This window comes from Pseudomonas sp. PA-1-6B (genome assembly GCF_021609545.1).
GTDB lineage: Bacteria > Pseudomonadota > Gammaproteobacteria > Pseudomonadales > Pseudomonadaceae > Aquipseudomonas > Aquipseudomonas fluorescens_BV.
In genome coordinates this window covers 57,573-78,612 of the sequence record NZ_WJZM01000018.1, presented here as the reverse complement: position 1 = coordinate 78,612, position 21,040 = coordinate 57,573, and the positions used below count along the sequence as shown (strand labels likewise).

Sequence of the window (21,040 nt, the reverse complement as noted above, 5' to 3'; positions counted from 1 at the left end):
TCCAAGCTTCTAAGGCCACCTGCAAAAAACCGGCTCGAGGCCGGTTTTTTGCAGGGTTGGAAGATCAAAGGTTTTGCAAAAACACCACATACCCCCGAAACCACTCATTGCCCCGCAGATACCCCGGCTCTTGCCACTCCCCGCCCTGAATCAAGCCAATCTTGAACGGCACCCCCAGCCGATTCATCCGCGGCAAATACGCCGCGTAATCCGGGATGCTGTGACGCCCTTGATAGGTCTGCACCACCACTTCATCCACCACGCCTTTGAGCTGGGCGATGGCGGCCGGGTCGGCGTTGCTGCTCCAGTCCATCAGGCCGGTGATGCTCAGGCGCAGGTCGGCGGGCAGGCGTTGGCGCAGGTCGCGCAGGAAGTCGGCGTATTCATGCAGGTATTGGGTGCGGGCATCGAAGTCGATCTGGATACCGATCACCGGGTTGCCCGCGTCACGCCAGCGTTGCACCTGGCCCAGCACCTGGGTGTAGACCCGTTCCGGCCAGCGCAGGGTGTGGGCGCGGTACACCACCCAGACGTGGCCTTGGGTAAGGCGCGGCACGCTCATGCCCTGGGCGATCAGTTGTACGCCGCGCTGGGGCGCACGGCGGGTGGCGTTGATCTGGCCTTGCAGGATGTACAGGGTTTTTGCCTGCTTGATCACCGGCTGAGGCTCGACGCCACTCCACAGCCAGAAGGCGTCATAGTCGCGGACGTCGACGGCGCCAAAAGCCGGGCTTGCCAGCAACAGCAAGCCTAGCCACAGCGACTTCACCAGTAGTACTGCAGCGATTTGCCCCATTGGGTATCGGCAAAACCGCTCTTGAGTTGGCGGAACCAAGCTTTGCGCACCGCTGGCGCAACGTCTTCGCCGCCGCAGCTGTTGTAGCCGGCCGGCGCGTAGCAGTTGATGGCGCGGAACAACGCATAGGCCTTGTCGGTTTTCGGCGCCTTGGCGTTGGCGATCACTTGTTTGTAGCCGTCCAGGCGCGAGAAGGTTTCACCCTTGAAGTCCGAGTCGGTACTGCCCAGGCTGCCGGCGGCGCGGGGTTGTTCCAACGGCATGCCGTCCAGGCCGTTGCGCAGGATGAATTCCCCGAAGCAGTTCAACGCATGCGGGTTTTTGGCCTCGTTCTGCAAGGTCGCCGCGGTTTGCGCGATGCTTGGGCACGCGTACCCAGATTCGGCCTTGTCGCCGTTCCATTGGAACAGCTTCAAGGTCTGGCCGCTGGTATAGGTGTAGCCCAGGCTGGTGCCGAGTTTGCCGTCAGAGAGCGAGGCCTGCTTGAGGTCATCGGCGAAGGTGGCGTACTGGCCGCGCAGCAGGTCTTTGTAGAGGAGCACGAATTGCGCGCTCTGACGCTCGATCGGGTCGCTGGCGTTGGCGATCTGCTGGCGCAGTAGGTCGGGGCCGGCGACGTTGCGCAGCAGGATGTAGCGCACTTGCTTGGCGCTGATCGGCGAGTCGGCGGCGAACACCTTGGCCAGTTGGCCGCTGCGCTCGTAGTTCATGGCCAATGCCAGCTCCAGCTGGTCACGTTGCAGCGGTTGCTTGGCCAGCGGCAGCAGTTGCAGCCACAGGGCTTCGGCGCCTTTCCAGTCCTGCTTGGCCTCCAGGGCGAGGGCGCGCAGGGTCTGTTGGCTGAAGGCGAAGTAATCCAGGCTCGATGGTACATCCGCAGGCAGGTGCTTCAAGGCCGTGTCGGGTTGGTGCTCGACGTACAGGGCATAGCTGGCTTGCAGGAAGTCAAACAGCGCCGGCTCAGTGGCGAAGGTGCTCTTTTGCTTATCCAGGTCTTCGCGGCTCAACAGCGGCGGGGTGTGGGCGCGCATCGCCATCAGGTCGCTGACCACTTGCAGCATCGGGCTGTTCGCCGCTTGGTTGCCGACCATCAGCAACTTGAGGTCGGCCTCTTCCACCAACTCATCGACGCTGACATTACGCTGGGCGTCGGTGGCCTCGGTGAATTGCCAGGTGAAGTCTTCGGCAAGCTTGGCGTCGTCGTTCGCCAGCCAGTGCACACGGCGCAAGAGCCCGCGGGCGGAGGCGACGTAATCGCCCTGTGGGTAAGTTTTCAGGTAACCGAGAAAGCGTTGCTCGGCATCGCTCAGGGCCGACTTATCCACATGCTCGCGTTGCGGCATGCCGTATTCGTCGAAGGCTTCGGCCTGGGCCTGATTCAGCGACGTACGCGCAGTCATGTACAGCGCCGTTTCCTTCAGCCACGGCACATCGCTGGTGGCGGCGGCGGCGAACCCGCGCTCGGCGTAATCGAAGCGCCCGCTGTAGAAATCGCCGGCGGCCTGCAAGTAGGTGCGAAACAACTGGGCGTTGGCCGAGGGGGTCAGATGCGCGTCCACCACCTGGCGGCTCCAGTCACAGGTGGTCAGCAGCTGCAGGCGTGCTTTTACCAACACATCGCGCTCGGCGGGCGGCATCTGGGCTTTGATCACCTGGCTGATAAACGCCGCGGCGCTGTCATCGTCATTGCTGCGGCAACGGCTGCCTTCGCCATTCAGGAAGGCCTGGCCTGCGGTCTTGTACTCCTCGCGCTTGATGCCCAGGGGCTGGAGCAGCGTGTCGAGTTCGGCTGTGCGTGAATCGTCAGCTTTGTTGTCAGGCTCCTCATTCGTGGCCGGAACCGGCACCAGGCGGTACACCGGAAACGGCACCGGGCCAAACCCTTGCGCCAAATCGTCTTCGCCTAAGGCATTGGGGGCCAGGGGCGCGGCTTTTTTGTCGGCCAGCAACAGGCGCAGGTTCACCCGGCTGTCGTTGCCAGGGCTGAGAAACGGCTGGTTGCTGCACGGCTCGTAGCTGTCACGCGACACCCGCCAGTCGGGGTAGCACGAGTCGTCAGAACTGGCCTGGGCCGGTAGGGAAAACCCGGCCAGCAGGGCCAGGGCCAGAGGTGACAGCAAACCGATGCGCATAACGTTTCCTTGATCCTGAGTCCTTGGAGAAGGGGCAATAATAGCCTGATCCGACGCGTGCTTCGGTGAAGGCCTACACAAATTGCGGATTTGTCCGATTCCAGCGGCGAGGCCAGGGCTTTTGGCCTAGAGTGGCGGTGTTTGCGCATGCGCAGTGTTTGTCCTGTAAGAGGGCAGTAGTAGCGGAGTCGATATGCGTCGGTCTGTGGTAGAGCAACACGAAAAAGTCGGGGCATTGCCTGCCTTTCATCGCTTGAGCTGGGAAGGTGCCGGCTGGCTCAGCCGCCTGTGGTGGGTGCCGATCCTGGCGCTGGCCATGGCCCTGCGGTTTTACCACCTCACCTCGGCGGCGATCTGGGGCGACGAAGGCTCCAGCCTGTTGCTCAGCGAATACGCCCTGGCCGACCTGTGGTTTCACGCGGCCCATGATGTGCACCCGCCGCTGTACTTCTTGCTGCTGCGCGGTTGGATCGAGGTGTTCGGCGACAGCATCGGCTCAATTCGCAGCCTGAGTGCGATCCCCGGCGTGGCCGTCGTGGGCCTGGGCATCTGGCTGACACGGCAACTGTCCACCCGACGCGCAGCCGTGCTGGCGGGGATCCTGCTGGTTCTACTGCCCACTGCGGTGCGCTACAGCCAGGAAGTGCGTATGTATTCGCTGCTCGGCGTGTGGCTGCTGGGCGCCACGCTGGCACTGGTGTACTGGGTGAGGCAGCCCGAACGCGCGCGCTATTTGGCTGTGTATGTGCTGCTGATGAGCGCCGGGTTCTATACCCACTACTTCACTGCGCTGTGCGTGCTGGTGCATTGGGCGTACCTGGGGTTGCAGGCGCCAGCTCAACGCCTGATCACGCGACCTGCGTGGTGGGTCGCCAACGTGGCGATAGTGTTGCTGTATCTACCCTGGCTGCCCAACCTGCTGGGTTTGGTGCAGCACGTCGAACAGCTCAAAGTCGGCGGCGACATTGGTTGGGAAGAGCCGGTCAATCTGCTGTCGCTACCGTCGATGGTGTGGCAGTTCCTGCTGCAGGATGACGGTCTCGGCCTGTGGCCGCCGCTGTTCTGGCTGTTACCCCTGCTGCTGGCCGTGGTGGTTGTATCGACGGCCTGGCGCAATAACGCGGCGCGCTTGCCGGCACTGTTTTGCCTGCTACCGCTGCTGCTGGTCTATGGCGTGTCCTTTATCTCGCCCGTGTTTATCGAGCGCTACCTCACGGTGTATGCGTTAGGCCTGCCGATAGTCCTGGCGCTTGCCATCGACCGTTTGCCGTCCCGTTTGTCCTGGCTGGGCGTGGCACTGTTCGCGCTGTTTGTTGGCGTAGAACTGCTGGGGTTAAAGAACAACTTCGAGGTGGATGAACACGACCAGTTCAACGTGCCGGTGGAGTTCGTCAATCGCAACTACCAGGAAGGCGACCGCATCGTCCTCAGCGACATGATGTGGTACCTCAGCTACGTGTATTACGACCAGACCGACGCGCAACTTCAGCTCTACACACCGCCCAAACCCGACGGTACCTCGACGCGACCGAACGCCTATGGTTTCGGCACGCTGGTGGACCAGGACGGTGGCCGCATCTATCTGGACCGCCTGTCAGCACTGCCTGCTCAAACGCGACGGGTATGGTTGATCAGCAGCAACGAAGCCCCGGATGAATTCGCGCCGCTGCCCACCAGTTGGCACGAACTCAGTCGCCAGGACGGCGGTGGCGCCAGGGCGCGGTTGTTCGTGCTATGCAACGCACCGGCGCCGCAACCTGAAGGCTGCCGCTAGACTCACTTCAACCTACTTATGAGGAGCCCTCCATGGAATCGCCACTGCACAGCTTGCCTGCTTTGTTCAAACAGCTTGGCTTGCCGGACGACCCGGTCAGTATCGAGCAATTTGTCGCCTCTCATTCGCCGCTCAAGCCGGAGTTGAAACTGGCGGACGCGTTTTTTTGGACGGATAGCCAGAGGGCATTTTTGCGTGAGGAGATTCTCGACGATGCGGATTGGGCGGTGGTGGTGGATGAGTTGAATCTGATCTTGCGGGGTGGACGAGGGGTGTAAAAAAATAGCTGCCACGCTGTAACTTGAAAAAATCTGGTGAGGGTTGAAAAAATTTGGTTTTGACCGCGCAAATTATTTTTTTCTGAAAAAGCCCCCGATACGAAAAAATATGGGAAACGTCCTATTTTTCATGGGGAAACGGACTATAGCCGCCGCAGACGATTTTTCTTATCAAAGGGATATCTCCTATTGATGAGTGGGTACGACATGCAAAAGCTGATTCCGCGCGGAAAACTACGGAGTTTTGACCCTTCGACGATTGAACTCATAAGCCCTTTTTCTGCGACGTCAATTGTTGAATTTCATCTTCCATTTACTTCTGGTTTGCTTGGGTTGTCTGAGCTTATTAAAGAGTGTGATGTAGGTTTGAACTCGTGTGTAACTTGGAAAGGCCGAAAAGCGATACTTGACAAGATTAATGGCGGAGAGTGGTTGCTTGTTTCAGAACGGACGGGGGCTTTGAATGACTTGTATGCACAGCGATGTATTCCAAGTGGGTTCTCTTCTGGCCGGTTTGTTAGCGAGGAGGAGGTAGGGCCGGGAAAATGGGCTTTTTTCAGCGTTGACTATGACGGAGTGAAGAACACCGCGATTATAGCCGCCAATCGCTTAGGATCTATGGGTGACCAAGGTCGAGTATTTGGTTCTGACGGCAAAGATTTAGCAAACACGGCCAGAACACTTATTCAGCAATGGGTGCCACTGAATGATTTCGAAGAGCACCGCATCGCCGACTCTGCCATACGTCGATATGGTGAGCTTCGGTACACTCCGCAACGGTTTCTGGAGGGCGAGGACAAGTGGCAGATTGGCGGGAAATCGTGGCACTGGCAGCCAGTCACGCCAGATGAGGCGTATGAAAAAAAGGAGGGGGCAAAATGAGCCATCGCAGAATTTGGCTATTTTGGGGAGCGATGGATGCGATTTATCTCATTTGGTATTCATCCAATAGTTTCTTAAACAATAGAACTCCGTATCTGAGTGATGTGATAAGTGCCTCAGATGTTTTGCGAGAGCACAGTGATGTGCAAATTGTCATGTTTATGGGGGCGTTGGTTTTACAGGCCTCAATTTTTGCATCCTGTGCCATGTTTTTTCTTCAGAAAAAATCAGTCATGTGGCTTGCCTTTTTCCAAACCCCCTTACGTCTTGTGCTCATTATCCCCTCCGTTTCGCTCCTGTTGATTGGCGCTCGAGTTTTCCCGCATTACAACGTACTGGCAATGGCTGGATTGATCGGTGCATCGGAGATTTTAAAAGTCTGGAGCGTGTGGCGATGGAGCAAAAAATGCTGACGCTGACCTAATGTGGGAGCGGGCTTGCCCGCGAAGGCGGTGTGTCAGTCACTGAATACTCAACTGAACCACCGCTTTCGCAGGCAAGCCAGCTCCCACATTTTGTTTGTCGTATGGCGAATATCGCGATTTGCTGATGCCCACCCTCAAACCCGCTTTACTCAAGCCACATTCCACCACTCATCTGCGAAATTGTTTCAAAACTTGACGGCACACTCTTCCTTCGTCATATTGATAGTTAGCAAACTAACTGTATGCGAACTATCCAGTGCCTCAATCCCTCGAACAACTCCAGATGAGCCTCAGCAGCAGCATGGTGGTGGGCGCCCGTAATTGGCGCAAAATCTGCCAGACCACGCTGGTGGGCTATGGCATCTCCGAAGCCTGCGCCGTGCCGTTGTTGATGATCGGTCGCTTGGGCGACGGTGTGCACCAGGTCAAGGTCGCCCAGGCCTCCGGTATGGAAAGCCCATCACTGGTGCGCCTGCTCGACCGGCTGTGCGGTGACGGTTACGTCTGCCGCACCGAAGACATCCACGACCGCCGCGCCAAGGCCCTGAGCCTCACCGAGCGTGGCCGTGAGCTGGTGCAGGCGGTGGAGGCGCAACTGGTGCGCCTGCGCAAGGACGTGTTGGCCGATATCGCCCCCGACGATCTGCAAGCGGCACTGCGTGTATTGCGCGCCTTCGAAGCGGCCGAGGCTGTATCGCCTTGAACGGATTTTTTACCGGCTTCCCGCCTGCCCGCGACTGGTTCTACGGGGTGCGTACCTTCGCCGCGTCGATGATCGCGCTGTATATCGCCATGCTCATGCAAATGCCGCGTCCGTACTGGGCGATGGCCACGGTGTATATCGTCTCCAGCCCGTTTGTCGGCCCTACCAGTTCCAAAGCCCTGTACCGCGCCATCGGCACCTTGATGGGCGCGGCGGCGGCGGTGCTGTTTGTGCCGATGTTCGTGCAGTCACCCTACATTCTGGTGGTGGTGATTGCGTTGTGGACCGGCACCTTGCTGTTTCTGTCCATGCACCTGCGCACCGCGAATAACTATGCCCTGATGCTGGCCGGCTACACCTTGCCGTTGATTGCCTTGCCGGTGGTGGATAACCCCCTGGCAGTCTGGGATGTGGCGGAGGCGCGTACCGAAGAAATCTTCCTCGGCATCGCAGTCGCAGCGGTGGTGGGCGCGATGTTCTGGCCTCGGCGGCTGATGCCGGTGTTCGATGGCTCGGTGGCCAAGTGGTTCAGCGACGCGCAGGTCTATAGCCAGCGCTTTCTCAGCCGCAAGGTCGACCCGCAAGAAGTCAGCAACCTGCGCGGCGGCATGGTCGCCACCTTCAATACCCTTGAGTTGATGATCGGCCAGTTGCCCCACGAAGGTGCGCGCCCGCAGACGGTGCGCAACACCAAGGAACTGCGCGGGCGCATGATTCACCTGCTGCCAGTGATCGACGCTTTGGACGATGCGGTGTACGCCATTGAGCACCGTGCGCCGGAGTTTCTCGATCAGCTCACGCCGTTGCTGGAAGAAGCCAGCGCCTGGCTGCAAAGCACCACCGAAGCCGCGCCACTGGAAAGCTGGCGCCTGCTGCGCGACAAGATCGACGCCGCGCAACCCCAAGGCGAAGCGCTGGATGACCGTCATACGTTGCTGTTCTCCAACGCGCTGTACCGCCTGGGCGAATGGGTCGACCTGTGGCAAGACTGCCGCAGCCTGCAAGCCGCCATCCAATGCGAAAGCCAGGACACCTGGCGCGCTGTTTACCGGCACTGGCGCCTGGGCCGGCTCACGCCGTTCCTCGACCGTGGGCTGATGCTCTACTCAGCGTTCTCCACCGTCACCGCAATCATTGTCGCCTCGGTGCTGTGGATTCTGCTGGGCTGGACCGATGGCGGCAGCGCCGTGATCCTTGCCGCCGTCGCCTGCAGCTTCTTCGCCTCGATGGACGATCCGGCGCCGCAGATCTACCGGTTCTTTTTCTGGACCGCCATGTCGGTACTGTTCGCCAGCCTGTATCTGTTTCTGGTGCTGCCCAACCTGCATGACTTCCCCATGCTGGTGCTGGCCTTCGCCGTGCCGTTTATCTGCGTCGGCACTCTCACGGTACAGCCACGCTTCTACCTGGGCATGTTGCTGACGCTGGTGAACACCTCGTCGTTCATCAGCATCCAGGGCGCCTATGACGCGGACTTTCTCAACTTCGCCAACGTCAACCTGGCCGGGCCCGTTGGCCTGCTGTTCGCGTTCGTGTGGACCTTGATCGCGCGACCCTTCGGCGCTGAATTGGCGGCCAAGCGCCTCACCCGTTTCAGCTGGCGCGACATCGTCAGCCTCACCGAGCCCGCCACCCTGGCCGAGCACCGGCACATGGCCGTACAAATGCTCGACCGCCTGATGCAACACCTGCCGCGTCTGGCCCTCACCGGCCAGGACACCGGCATCGCCCTGCGCGACCTGCGCGTGGCGCTGAACCTGCTCGACCTGCTTGCCTACTCGCCACGCATCCTCGGTGTGCCACGGGTGTTGCTCAACCAAGTGGTGGAAGGCGTGGGCGGTTACTTCAAGGCCTGCCTCAAGGCGGGTGAACGCTTGCCCGCGCCTAGCGGTCTGCTGATGACCCTGGACCGCACGCGCCGCGCCCTCAACGGTCAGGGCCTGCAAGACGAAGACGACACCCGCCTGCATCTGCTGCACGCCTTGGCCGGCCTGCGCCTGGCGCTGTTGCCCGGTGTGGAGTTCATTGGCGGTACAGAGATGGAAGCGCCGTTACCTGATGGAGCGCCTTTATGATCGGTGACCTGGATATCAGCGGGGTGTTCCTGCCCACGCTGCTGGTGCTGATGGGCATTACTTATGTGTTGTTTCTGGTGGTGCACGGGCTGTTGACGCGCATGCACTTCTATCGCCTGGTCTGGCACCGGGCATTGTTCAATGTGGGGCTCTACGCGCTGTTGCTGGGCGCGGTGGACTCACTCAGTCGATATTTGATGACATGAAAAAACCTTTTTTGACTATCGGCCGTGTCGTCCTGACGTTGTTGATCGTGAGTTTCGCGGTCGTCGTTGTGTGGCGCATGGTCATGTACTACATGTTTGCGCCCTGGACCCGTGATGGCCACATCCGTGCCGACATCGTGCAGATCGCCCCGGACGTGTCCGGGCTGATCCAGCGCGTGGACGTGCGCGACAACCAGTTGGTGACCAAGGGCCAGGTGCTCTTCGCCGTCGACCAGGACCGCTTCAAGCTGGCCCTGCGCCAAGCCCAGGCCGCCGTGGCCGACCGCCAGGAAACCCTGGCCCAGGCCCAGCGCGAGTACAAGCGTAACCGTGGCCTGGGCAACCTGGTGCCCAGCGAGCAACTGGAAGAGAGCCAGTCCCGCGTCGCCCGCGCCCAATCGGCACTGGCCGAAGCGCAAGTGACGGTGGACTCCGCCCAACTCAACCTCGACCGCTCGGTGATCCGCAGCCCTGTGGACGGCTACGTCAACGACCGCGCACCGCGTACCCAGGAGTTCGTCACCGCCGGGCGCCCGGTGCTGTCAGTGGTGGACAGCAATTCCTTCCACATCGACGGTTACTTCGAAGAAACCAAGCTCGACGGCATCCACGTGGGCATGGGCGTGGATATCCGTGTGATCGGCGACAACGCGCGCCTGCATGGCCACGTGCAGAGCATCGTCGCCGGTATCGAAGACCGCGACCGCAGCAGCGGCTCCAACCTGTTGCCCAACGTCAACCCGGCGTTCAGCTGGGTGCGCCTGGCCCAGCGGATCCCCGTGCGCATTGCCTTCGATGACGTGCCGGCGGACTTTCGCATGATCGCCGGGCGCACGGCGACGGTGTCGATCATTGACGACAAAGTTAAAGACGGGGACAAACCATGAAGCGGCTTCTGGCAACCGCTTCCCTGGGGTTGTTGCTGTCGGCCTGCCAAGTTGTAGGCCCGGATTACAAACTGCCGGAACAGGCCGCAGTCAACCGTGGCGACCTGCAAAGGCCGATCATGGGTGAAGGCAAAAACGTGGTGTCGGCACCGGTGCCAGCGGATTGGTGGAAGCTGTACAAAGACCCGCGCCTGGACGAACTGGTACGCCAGGCCATGGCCTCCAACACCGACCTGCGCGTGGCCGCCGCCAACCTGCAGCGCTCCCGTTATCAGGTGCAGCAGGCCGAATCCGCTGGCGGCTGGAGTGCCGGCGTCAAGGCCGAGGCCCAGCGTTTACAGGAATCTGGCGAGGCCTTCTTGCTGCCGGACAAAGTCCCGGTAGGCAATATCGGTAGCGTCGGGATTACCACGTCCTATCAATTCGACCTCTTCGGCACCTTGCAGCGCGGCATCGAAAGCGCCCAGGCCAGCGCCGATGCCACCCAGGCCGCGGCGGATATCGCCCGCATCACCCTGGTGGCCGATGTGGTGCGCTCCTATACCCAGGTGTGCGCGGCCAACGAAGAACTGGCGATTGCCAACGAGTCCCTCGACCTGCAAGCCCAGAGCACCAAACTGACCCAGCGCCTGCGAGATGCCGGGCGTGGCGATGAGACCCAGGTGACTCGTTCGCAAACCCAATACAAATCCCTGCGCGCCGACATACCGCGCTATGAAGCTTCGCGTCAGGCGGCGCTGTTCCGGCTGTCGATGTTGCTGGCCAAACCTGTCGACCAACTGCCAGCCGGCACGGGCACCTGCGCCGAGCTGCCACATATTGCTCAACTGCTGCCGGTAGGCGATGGCGCCACGCTGCTCAAGCGCCGCCCGGACGTGCGCCAGGCCGAACGCCAATTGGCTGCCGCCACGGCACGCATCGGCGTAGCCACCGGCGCGCTGTACCCGGATATCAGCATCGGCGCCACGGTCGGCACCGTCGGCTTGCTGGAAAACCTCGGCACGCCTGCCACCAACCGCTGGGGCTTTGGCCCGATGATCAGCTGGACTGTACCGACCAACGGCGCTCGTGCCCGCGTGCATGAAGCTGAAGCTGCGACCCAGGGCGCCCTGGCCCACTTCGACGGCGTGGTGCTCAACGCCATCCGCGAAACCCAGACCGGCCTGGCCCAATACACCGCCGTGTTGCAACGCCGCGACGCCCTTGCCGACGCCGAACAGTCGGCGCGAGAAGCCGCCGGCCAGACCCATCGCTTCTTCCAGGCCGGCCGCGAATCCTTCCTGGCCGACCTGCAAGCCACGCGCACCTACACCGATATGCGCGCGCAATTGGCGGCGGCCAACACCCAGGTTGCCATGAGCCAGATCGACCTGTTCCTGGCCCTGGGCGGCGGTTGGGAAAGCGGACGAACGCAAGGGGAAAAACCCGGCAAACCGTGAGGTGATTGCTATGCTTTCTTGGGTGAGGCCCGCTGGCGCCTCACCCGACAAAGCTCGCGTTTGCTCATGGGGATTCCAAGAATGAAAAACCCTTATGCTCCCGCTTTCTGGTGCGTGCTCTTCGCACTGGTTTTGTTATCGGCCGCGTATTTTTACGGCGTCATGCTCGCCCATCAACTCGACAAGGCCATGGTGTTCCTCGACAGCGCCTGCCTGGTGATCGGCACCTTGTCCATCGGCGTGGTGGCCTGGGCGTCGTATCAAAACCAGCGGGTGAAGAAAAAACTCCTCGAACAGGGCAAGACCCGCGTGGCGATCTGGGACACCAAGGTCGCCCTGCGCCGTGTCGAAACCGTGTTCGATCGCTATTTCTGGGGCAGTTACTGGCAGCCGGGGCGCACGTTCCAGGAAGTCATGGGCGACCTCACCGGCACGCCGCTGGAAAAAAGCCTCGAAGTCCTGAAAAAACAATGTGTGCTGCTGGATCGGCAAGTTGCTGACGGTAGGCATTGGCTGGATAACGCGCGGGAATTGTCCGACGTGGCCACGCAAATGGCCCGGGAGCGCTACCAGCTGGACTTTTGCGACCCCAAGGCCGACACCCCCGGCAATGCCGTGATACATCGCGAGTTCGAGGTGCTGGTGTACACCTGGACCGCACGCTTGAAGAGTTTTGATCACCAATTGGATGAAGTCGAGCAGGAGTACTCCTGAACTCCTGCTGAACTGATCCCTCTGAAAGGCTGGGCCGTTTACGCCTGCCAGTGCTAATCTTCCCCCGTTTCGACGGGCTTGAGCCAATCCCCTCGGGGGTTCAAGGAAGACAGCCCACTTCTCACAGGATTTGATCAGGTCACTTCATGAATAAGCCAGCCGTTGTTTTCTTGGGTTTTGTTGTCGCCGTCGGCGCCGTCAGTGCGGGCGGTGCCTGGTACACCGGTAAACAACTGGAGCCGGTCCTGCAAACCGCTATCCAGAGCGCCAATAAAGAACTGCAGACCTCCATGGCCGGCGTCGATGGCAGCGTGACCCTGGAGCTGGTGTCCCTGGACCGTGGCGTGTTCAGCAGCACCGCGCACTATCGCCTCAAAGGCCAAGGCAGCGTGTTCGGCGAAGACAACCCGAACCCCGAATTGCTGTTCGTCGACCACATCGAACACGGCCCGCTGCCGTTCTCGCGCCTGGTGACGCTCAAGTGGTTGCCGGTCATGGCCACCAGTCACTACGAACTGGAAAAGAACCCCACCACCGAAAAATGGTTCGCCGCCAGCAAAGACGTGTCGCCGCTCAAAGGCGTGGCGAATATCGGCTATAGCCGTTCGGTGAGCGGCAACATCGAATTGCTGCCCCTGGAATTCAAGGACGCCACCTCCTCGGTGAGCTTCTCCGGCGCCAACCTCAACTTTGACAGCAGCGCCGAAGGCCAGAAGGTCAAGGCCGAAGGCTTCATGAACAGCCTCAAGGTTGCCGCAGTGGACGCCGAAGGCGCACCGTTCGAAGCGGAACTGGCCGGCCTGACCGTCGCCAGCAACCTGGAAAAAACCACCTTCGGTTTCTACACCGGCCAGAACACCGTGGAGCTGACCGACACCAAGGTTACCTTCGGCCCGCAGAAAGCCGTGCTGACCCTCAAGGGTTTCGAGCAAAAAGACTCCAGCGAAACCAAGGGCAACAACCTGGCTGGCCGCGTCGACTACAAGATCGACGAGATCGGCTACCAGGGCAAAGCGGTCGGTTCGGCCGCCATGGCCGTGAGCATGAAGAACGTCGACATTCCGGCGATGCTGGTGCTGACCAAGCTCTACCAGGACAAGATGCAACCGGTGCAAGCTGCCGCCGCTGCCGGTCAACCGGTGCCGGAGCTGCAAATGACCGAAGCCGAGCAAGCCCTGGCTGAAGCCAACGTCAACCAGGTGCTGGCCGCCAAGCCGCAACTGGCCGTGGAAAACCTGTCGCTCAAAACCACCCGTGGCGAAAGCAAGTTCAACCTGGTGGTGGACCTGACCAAGCCAACGTCCATGGAGCTGCCGCCGGTTGAACTGGGCAAGCAAATGGTCTCGCTGCTGGATGCCAACCTGACCCTGTCCAAGCCGATGATCAGCGACGTGGCGGCCCTGCAAGCCCAGGTGGGCGGCGTGACTGACCCCAAAGCCATCGAACAGCAATCGCAGATGGCGGCCGAGATGGTCAGCAGCATGGCGGTCGGTACTCAACTGGCGACCCTGGTGGGCACCGACGTGGTTTCCAAGCTGCACTACGCCAACAACGAGGTGACCTTCAACGGCCAGAAGATGACCGTTGAGCAGTTCCTCAGCTTTGTGATGTCCAAAGCCGGTGCGGTCAGCGGCGCCCAATAAACCTGAAATGCGGTAAAAAAATGTGGGAGCTGGCTTGTGTGGGAGCTGGCTTGCCTGCGATAGCATCGTCCCGGTCTGGCTGAACGACCGAGGTGCCTGCATCGCGGGCAAGCCCGGCTCCCACACAAACCCGGCTCCCACTTTTGTTTTGTGTGAGGGCAAAAAATCGCGATCGTACAATTCTGAACAATTGTTCTGAATTGTGCTTCCCCCTACTTCCCTAAGGGATAGTTCCTACAGGAAAGCTAGGTCGGGTCCCGAGACGCCGACACCCTGATGCGTTTTGCTCAGGACCATCTATCGTTAGGGCTTTCCGTGTGTAAGGAAGCTCACGATATGCTGCGAAACCTCCCCTACAGTGCTTCAGGCCGGTTGCGTCTGCTTATCGGGGCCGCCCTGTGCAGCCAATTGCTGATCCCAGGCCTTGCGTTTGCCGACCCAGCCTACGACGCCCTGATCATCCAGGCCCGTAACGGCCACTTCACGCCGGCGTTGACGCAACTGCGCCAACTGTCTGCCGAACGCCAAACCCCAGGCCAGGTCAGTGACCACCTGGTGATTGCCGGGTGGGCCGGGCAAGACGCTGAAGTGCTCAAGGTTTACGAGGCGCAAGGCAAGCATCGCAACCTCACCACCCAGGCACTCGCCACGGTGGCGCGCACTTATCGCAATCAAAAGCAGTGGGCTCAGGCCGAAGCGGTCTATCGCCAGGCGCTGCTGCGTGAACCCAATAACGTCGACCTGCAACTGGGCCAGGCCCTCACCCAGGCCGATGGCGGCAAGGCCAACGAAGCGGTGCAACGCTTGCGCACGATGGTGGCGGCGCAACCCAATGACCCGAACCGCCGCATGGCCCTGGGGTATGCGCTGACACGCGCCGGCCTGAACTACGACGCGCTGTTCGAATTCGACCAAGCCTTTATCCGGGCGGGCGATAAACCCGAAGTGGCGCGTGAATACATCGTTGCCCTGCAAAAGGCGCGGCTGCCGGAGCCGGCACTGCGCCTCTCGGCCAAGCGCCCGGGGCTGGTGGATGCGGTCACCCAGCGCCGCCTGGAAGGCGACCTTGCCGCAGAGCGCGTGCGCATGGCCGAGTTCGCCACGCGCACCGAAAAAGAACGCTACGTCATCGCCGATCGTGCCCTGCAGGACTACGACAAACTGATCAGCCGCTGGGCCCCGGACGCCACGGCCCACGACGACGTCGTGCGTTGGCGCATCGACCGCCTGGGCGCGCTCAAGGCCCGTGCACGGACCGCTGAGGTGATTCGCGAATACGAAGTGCTCACCGCCCAAGGCGTGCAGTTGCCGACCTACGCCGTGCGTTGGGTGGCCGCCTCCTACCTCGACCAGCGCCTGCCGGAAAAAGCCGCGCCCCTGTATCGCCAGGCGCTGACTGCGGCGGATGCCGACGTTGGTGATCATGTCAAAGACAGCACCGCCCTGTTCTACGCCTTGTTGGAAAATGACCAGGTGGATGAGGCGCGTACGGTCGCCACGCAGTTGGCCAGCACCGAAAAACCTCGGGTTGAACTCAAGGGTTTGCCTATCGGCAACCCTAACGACGAATGGATGGACGCCCAACAATTGGCGGCCCAGGCCGGTACCTATGGCGCGGACCTGAATGCCAGCGAACAAGCCCTGGAAAACCTGGGGAGCAAGGCCCCCGGCAGCATCGGTGTACGTTTGGCACAGGCAGAAATGTACCGTGCCCGTGAATGGCCGAGACGCGCTGAAGACTCGCTCAAGGAAACCGAAAACCAGAGCCCCCGTGACATCGGGGTGGAAATGTCCCAAGGCTTCACCGCGCTGGACCTGCAGGAATGGCGGCAACTGGACCTGCTCACCGATGACGTCGTTGCCCGCGCCCCGGACAACCGCCAGGTACAGCGCCTCAAACGCTTGCGTGATGTGCACGACATGGCCGAAGTGCGGGTGGAAGCCTATACCGGCAAAAGCTTCGGTGGCGGCAACAACCAAGAGGCCGGTGCGGTGTCGGGTAGCCGTGACTGGGGCATAGAAAGCGTGATCTACACCCCGCCCATCGACGAAGACTGGCGGCTGTTTGCCGGTGTCGGTTACGGCACTGCCGATTTCACCGAAGGCACTGGCCATCACCGCTGGCAGCGTGTGGGCGTGGAGCGGCGCACCCGCGACATGACCATCGAAGCCGAAGTGTCCAACCACTCCTATGGCGATGGCGCCAAACAAGGCGCGAGCGTGTCGATCGCCCGCGATATCAACGACCACTGGCAGTACGGCGGCAGCCTTGGCTACCTGCTCAACACCACACCGTTGCGGGCGTTGAATGAAGGTGTCACGGCCAACGGCGGCAGCGGTTTTATCCGCTGGCGCGCCAACGAAAGCCGCGAGTGGAAACTGGCCATCAGCCCGTCCCATTTCAGCGATGGCAACGATCGCGTCGAAGCCTTGCTCACGGGACGCGAAGGCATCTACAGCTCGCCCAAAGTGCAAGTCGAGCTGGGCCTGGAAGTTGGTGCCAGCCGTAACAGCAAGGAAGACACGATCTACTTCAACCCCAAGTCCGACTTCAGCGTGTTGCCTACCGTCAACGTCAACCATGTGCTTTATCACCGCTACGAAACCCAGTGGAGTCAGCAGTTCCAGCTTGGTGCGGGTACCTATAGCCAAAAGGACTATTCCACCGGTGGTGTCGGCTTGATCGGGTACGGCCAACGCTTTCGCTGGAACGACGTGCTGGAAGCCGGCGCCAACCTGAGCCTGGTCAGCCGACCTTACGACGGCGAGCGCGAACGCGATTTGCGCCTGCTCCTGGACCTCACTTACCGTTTCTAGAAGAGCCTGACCATGACCCTCCTCAGCCGTTTTTTTTTGGTCCTGGGTGTAATGCTGGCCGCCGCGTGCGCCCAGCAACCTGCGCCATTCGTTCCACCTGCCGAGCGGCCGACACTGGCCAGCGAGGCCCCGTGGCCGAAGAACCATTTCCTGGGCATTGCCTACCACGATGTTTCGGACAACGATCCCGACCAGGCCGTGGTGGCGGTGCGTACCGAGCGCTTGATCGAGCAATTGGCCTGGCTGCGCGAGAACGGTTACCAAGCGGTCAGCGTGGATCAAGTCCTTGCTGCGCGCCGGGGCGGGCCGGCACTGCCGCCCAAGGCTGTGATGCTCAGCTTCGATGACGGCTATTCCAGCTTCTACACCCGCGTGATGCCGATCCTGCGGGCGTACAATTGGCCGGCCGTGCTGGCGCCGGTGGGCAGTTGGATCGATACCCCGCTGAACCAGCCGGTGGACTTCGCCGGTACACCGCGCCCACGGGGCGACTTCCTGACCTGGCAGCAAATTCGTGAAGTGTCCCGATCGGGCCTGGTGGAAATCGCCGCCCATACCGACGCCAATCACAAAGGCATACTCGCCAATCCCCAGGGCAACCTCGAACCGGCGGCCACCACGCGCCGCTATGATCCGGCGACCGGTCGCTATGAAACCGAAGCGCAGTTCCAGGCGCGGATGCGTACTGACGTAGCAGCCATCTCCAATAAAATCCGTACCGTCACTGGCAAGGCTCCACGGGTATGGGTGTGGCCATATGGCGCGGCCGATGGCACCACCCTGGCCGTGGTCGGTGAGCACGGCTATGAGATGGCGCTTACGCTGGATGACGGTTTGGATGATTCCAACAAGCTGATGAACAGCCCGCGCTTTCTGGTGGCCTCCGACCCGGATGGTGAGCACTTCGCCAGCAGCATGGTTTCGGTTCAGGCCAAGGCACCGTTGCGCGTCTTGCATGTGGACCTGGATCACGTCTATGACCCCGACCCGGTCCAACAGGCGCACAACCTGGACGTGCTGGTGCAGCGCGTGGTGGACATGGGGGCTGTCACGGTGTTCCTGCAAGCCTACGCCGATCCCAAGGGCGACGGTCTGGTGCATTCGCTGTACTTCCCCAACCGCCACCTGCCGATGCGCGCCGATTTGTTCAACCGCGTTTCCTGGCAGTTGCATACCCGTGCCCATGCCAGCGTGTTTGCGTGGATGCCGGTGCTCAGTTTTGCCCTCGACCCCAAGCTGCCACGTGTGACCCGCTGGGACCCGCAGACCGGCAAGGTTGCTGCCGATCCGGATCAATACAAGCGCCTGTCGCCCTTTGATCCGAAAGTGCGCCAGCTCATCGGCGAGATCTACGAAGACCTGGCGCGTACCAGCAACAGTGCCATCGACGGCGTGCTGTATCACGACGATGCGCTGCTAAGCGACTTTGAAGACGCCAGCCCTGCCGCACTCAAGGCTTACGCCGCCCAGGGCCTGCCGGACAATATCGCCGCGCTGCGTGCCGACCCAGCCGTGATGCAGCGATGGACTCGCTTCAAGAGCCGCTACCTGACCGATTTCACCAACGAGCTGACCGTGAAGGTGCGCGCCATTCGCGGCCCGCAGATCCTCACCGCGCGCAATATCTTCGCCGAGCCGATGCTCAACCCTGGCAGCGAAGCCTGGTTCGCGCAGAACCTCGATGACTTCCTCAAGACCTACGACTGGACGGCGCCCATGGCCATGCCGCTGATGGAAGGCCAGTCGCTGAAAGACTCCAATGCCTGGCTGGAAAAACTGGTGGCCACGGTCAAGGCACGCCCCGGCGCATTGGAAAAAACCGTCTTCGAACTGCAAGCCAAAGACTGGCGCACCCCAGCCGCACCGGATATCAGCGCTGAGCAATTGGCAGAGTGGATGGGTGTACTCAAACGCCAGGGCGTCACCAGTTTCGGCTACTACCCGGACAACTTCCTGGAAAACTCCCCGGACTTGAAGACCATTCGTCCGGCCCTTTCCAACCAGTGGAACCCTTGATCATGTTCGACAGAATCCTGGCTATATTCGTGTTGGCACTGGTACTGGGCTTGCCCCTGGGCCTGATCTTCCTGGTGACCGGGCAGTTCCTGATGGACTTCGTGTTCTTCTACCCGTTGTTCATGTCGGCGTTGTGGATTGCCGGTGGCCTGTATTTCTGGCTGCACTGGGAACGCCATTGGCCCTGGGAGGAAGACACGCCGGCGCCGACCCTGGCCGGTAACCCGCTGATATCGATCATTATCCCTTGCTACAACGAAGGCGATAACGTCGCCGACACCATCGCGGCCGCGTTGGCTCAGGTGTACACCAACATCGAAGTGATCGCGGTCAACGACGGCTCCAGCGACAACACCGCCGCAGTACTCGATGCCCTGGCGTTGCAACACCCGCGCTTGCGCGTGCTGCACCTGGCGCAGAACCAGGGCAAAGCCGTGGCCCTGCGCATGGGCGCGGTGGCCGCCCGCAGCGAATACCTGGTGTGCATCGACGGCGATGCCTTGCTCGATAAAAACGCGGCGGCCTACATGGTCGCGCCGATGCTCGACAACCCGCGCCTGGGGGCCGTCACCGGCAACCCGCGCATTCGTACGCGCTCGACCCTGATCGGCCGGGTGCAGGTGGGCGAGTTCTCCTCGATCATCGGTTTGATCAAGCGTACCCAGCGGGTATTCGGTCGGATCTTCACGGTCTCCGGTGTGGTGGTGGCGTTTCGCAAGAAGGCGCTGGACCGCATCGACTACTGGAGCACCGACATGATCACCGAAGACATCGATGTCAGTTGGAAGCTGCAACTCGATCACTGGGCGATCTTCTACGAGCCGCGCGCGCTGTGCTGGATCCTCATGCCCGAGACCGTCGGCGGCCTGTGGAAACAGCGTCTGCGCTGGGCCCAGGGCGGCGCCGAAGTGCTGTTCAAGAATATCCGCGGCATCTGGCAATGGCGCCATCGCTACCTGTGGCCGCTGCTGTTCGAATACTGCCTGTCCACCGGTTGGGCCTTTACCTTCCTGCTGTCGGTGATCTTCTGGGCCGTGGGTAAATTCGTCACGTTGCCGGCGGCGATTACCGTGGACTCCTTGGTGCCACCCGCGTTTACCGGCCTGGTGCTGGCGATGGTGTGCCTGCTGCAGTTTGCGGTCAGCATCCTGATCGACCGGCGCTACGAAAAAGACCTGTGGAAAACCCTGTTCTGGACCGTGTGGTACCCGATGGTGTTCTGGCTGGTCAGCCTGCTCACCACCCTGGTCAGCTTTCCCAAGGTGTTGTTTAACCAGCATCAAAAGCGCGCACGCTGGGTCAGCCCGGACCGTGGTATCAAACCTGCACAAGAGGAGGCTTGATCATGAAACTGGTCAGAACTCGCCAAAACACACTGATGTGGATCGTCGATGTGCTGCTGACCCTGCTGGCGTGGGGTGGGTTGATCTGGCTGCTGGCGCGAGGCATCAGCGCCATGCTTGAAACCCACGGCGGCCCACGCATCGAGGCGCCTATCTTTGCTGCGCTCAACACCTTGCAGGTTTACCTGTGGATCGCGCTGTTCAATGCAGTGATACTGATCAGCTGGGCACGTTATCAGCAGCATCGCGGGCGCAAATTCGCCCAGCGCCGCGCCGAGGCCAATGCACTGAGCGACCAGCACCTGAGTGAAAGTTTCAACTTGGGCGACGGCGACCTCGAACAACTGCGCCGCCCCGGCGTGCTGGTGATTCACAACGATGAAGAGGGCGGCGTCGAAGAAGTGAAGTCCCACGTCTCCCGCGACGTCGAACGCCCCGGCCTGACCCTGGTGCCCGACAAAGACAAGGGCATTGGCTAGCGTTAAGCGAACGCAATGCTCAAAGCAATGAAGATCCAATGTGGGAGCTGGCTTGCCTGCGAAAGCGGTAGTGCAGTAAGAGTTTTATTGCCTGACACACCGCCTTCGCGGGCAAGCCCAATCCCACAGGTAGTATTTCCACCCATGGCTTGCAGTGGTTCACTCCTCTTGTTGGAATTCCGATAAATGGGATCCAATTCACAAAACCCCCGCGAACTTTTCCCCCTTCTCCGGTACTAACCTAACTCGACGAACACCTGATGGCTAAGTAATGGCAGTCGGAAAGTCATTCGTCGAATCGCCATCAAAACAGTTGCCGCTTGTCGGAATAATCACCGTAAGTGCCCGACTTAAACTCTTTTGATGAAAAATTATTATTAATAATCAACAGGTTAGGAAGCTGATCAGTCGAACGGCCCCACGTCGCCCGT

The 21,040-nt window shown here is 60.8% G+C and carries 17 protein-coding genes; 15 read left to right on the top strand and 2 right to left on the bottom strand.

Translation table 11 applies throughout. The annotated features are described in order from the left end of the window. Positions 1–64: 64 nt before the first annotated feature. Positions 65–769 (bottom strand): DUF3142 domain-containing protein, encoded by a 705-nt coding sequence (locus GIV35_RS11420; RefSeq protein ID WP_236304285.1) that lies wholly within the window; start codon positions 767–769, stop codon positions 65–67. Beyond that, positions 766–2,928, bottom strand: a complete 2,163-nt coding sequence (locus tag GIV35_RS11415; protein WP_236264275.1) for an outer membrane assembly lipoprotein YfiO — start codon at positions 2,926–2,928, stop codon at positions 766–768. The genes GIV35_RS11420 and GIV35_RS11415 overlap by 4 nt, the downstream gene beginning before the upstream one ends. Positions 2,929–3,121: 193 nt before the next feature. Between GIV35_RS11415 and GIV35_RS11410 the strand changes: the two genes are divergently transcribed. The 15 genes from GIV35_RS11410 to pgaD all read left to right on the top strand — a co-directional run bounded on the left by GIV35_RS11410 (position 3,122) and on the right by pgaD (position 20,609). Continuing rightward, positions 3,122–4,702: a glycosyltransferase family 39 protein gene (locus GIV35_RS11410; protein WP_236264274.1), complete on the top strand. Its 1,581-nt coding sequence runs from the start codon at positions 3,122–3,124 to the stop codon at positions 4,700–4,702. 32 nt (positions 4,703–4,734) lie between these two features. Beyond that, a complete protein-coding gene (locus GIV35_RS11405) occupies positions 4,735–4,980 on the top strand; it encodes a DUF2789 domain-containing protein (protein WP_105225336.1) in 246 nt (81 codons plus the stop codon). A gap of 207 nt (positions 4,981–5,187) precedes the next feature. Then, a complete protein-coding gene (locus GIV35_RS11400; RefSeq protein ID WP_105225337.1) occupies positions 5,188–5,862 on the top strand; it encodes a hypothetical protein in 675 nt (224 codons plus the stop codon). Further along, positions 5,859–6,275: a hypothetical protein gene (locus GIV35_RS11395; protein WP_236264272.1), complete on the top strand. Its 417-nt coding sequence runs from the start codon at positions 5,859–5,861 to the stop codon at positions 6,273–6,275. Before GIV35_RS11400 ends, GIV35_RS11395 begins: the two co-directional genes overlap by 4 nt. 295 nt (positions 6,276–6,570) lie before the next feature. Next, complete coding sequence (locus tag GIV35_RS11390) at positions 6,571–6,990, top strand: MarR family winged helix-turn-helix transcriptional regulator (protein ID WP_105225339.1); 420 nt, start codon at positions 6,571–6,573, stop codon at positions 6,988–6,990. Continuing rightward, a complete protein-coding gene (locus GIV35_RS11385) occupies positions 6,987–9,065 on the top strand; it encodes an FUSC family protein (protein ID WP_105225340.1) in 2,079 nt (692 codons plus the stop codon). Before GIV35_RS11390 ends, GIV35_RS11385 begins: the two co-directional genes overlap by 4 nt. Further along, positions 9,062–9,271: a DUF1656 domain-containing protein gene (locus tag GIV35_RS11380; RefSeq protein WP_003187469.1), complete on the top strand. Its 210-nt coding sequence runs from the start codon at positions 9,062–9,064 to the stop codon at positions 9,269–9,271. The genes GIV35_RS11385 and GIV35_RS11380 overlap by 4 nt, the downstream gene beginning before the upstream one ends. Further along, positions 9,268–10,158, top strand: a complete 891-nt coding sequence (locus tag GIV35_RS11375; RefSeq protein WP_032878498.1) for an efflux RND transporter periplasmic adaptor subunit — start codon at positions 9,268–9,270, stop codon at positions 10,156–10,158. The genes GIV35_RS11380 and GIV35_RS11375 overlap by 4 nt, the downstream gene beginning before the upstream one ends. Then, on the top strand, positions 10,155–11,597 hold the full coding sequence (locus GIV35_RS11370) for an efflux transporter outer membrane subunit (RefSeq protein ID WP_105225342.1): 1,443 nt from the start codon (positions 10,155–10,157) through the stop codon (positions 11,595–11,597). Before GIV35_RS11375 ends, GIV35_RS11370 begins: the two co-directional genes overlap by 4 nt. 81 nt (positions 11,598–11,678) lie before the next feature. After that, positions 11,679–12,311: a hypothetical protein gene (locus GIV35_RS11365; RefSeq protein WP_019819550.1), complete on the top strand. Its 633-nt coding sequence runs from the start codon at positions 11,679–11,681 to the stop codon at positions 12,309–12,311. Positions 12,312–12,457: 146 nt separating this feature from the next. Beyond that, entirely contained in the window at positions 12,458–13,954 is a 1,497-nt protein-coding gene (locus GIV35_RS11360) for a YdgA family protein (protein WP_236264270.1), read from the top strand. Between the two features lie 336 nt (positions 13,955–14,290). Continuing rightward, entirely contained in the window at positions 14,291–16,771 is a 2,481-nt protein-coding gene (gene pgaA, locus GIV35_RS11355) for a poly-beta-1,6 N-acetyl-D-glucosamine export porin PgaA (protein ID WP_236264268.1), read from the top strand. Positions 16,772–16,783: 12 nt separating this feature from the next. Beyond that, the gene (gene pgaB / locus GIV35_RS11350) at positions 16,784–18,787 is read left to right on the top strand and encodes a poly-beta-1,6-N-acetyl-D-glucosamine N-deacetylase PgaB (protein WP_236264267.1); all 2,004 of its coding nucleotides are present in this window, start codon (positions 16,784–16,786) and stop codon (positions 18,785–18,787) included. Between the two features lie 2 nt (positions 18,788–18,789). Beyond that, a complete protein-coding gene (gene pgaC, locus GIV35_RS11345) occupies positions 18,790–20,130 on the top strand; it encodes a poly-beta-1,6-N-acetyl-D-glucosamine synthase (protein WP_202690905.1) in 1,341 nt (446 codons plus the stop codon). 2 nt (positions 20,131–20,132) lie between these two features. Then, on the top strand, positions 20,133–20,609 hold the full coding sequence (gene pgaD / locus GIV35_RS11340) for a poly-beta-1,6-N-acetyl-D-glucosamine biosynthesis protein PgaD (protein WP_003187480.1): 477 nt from the start codon (positions 20,133–20,135) through the stop codon (positions 20,607–20,609). The last annotated feature ends 431 nt before the right edge of the window (positions 20,610–21,040 follow it).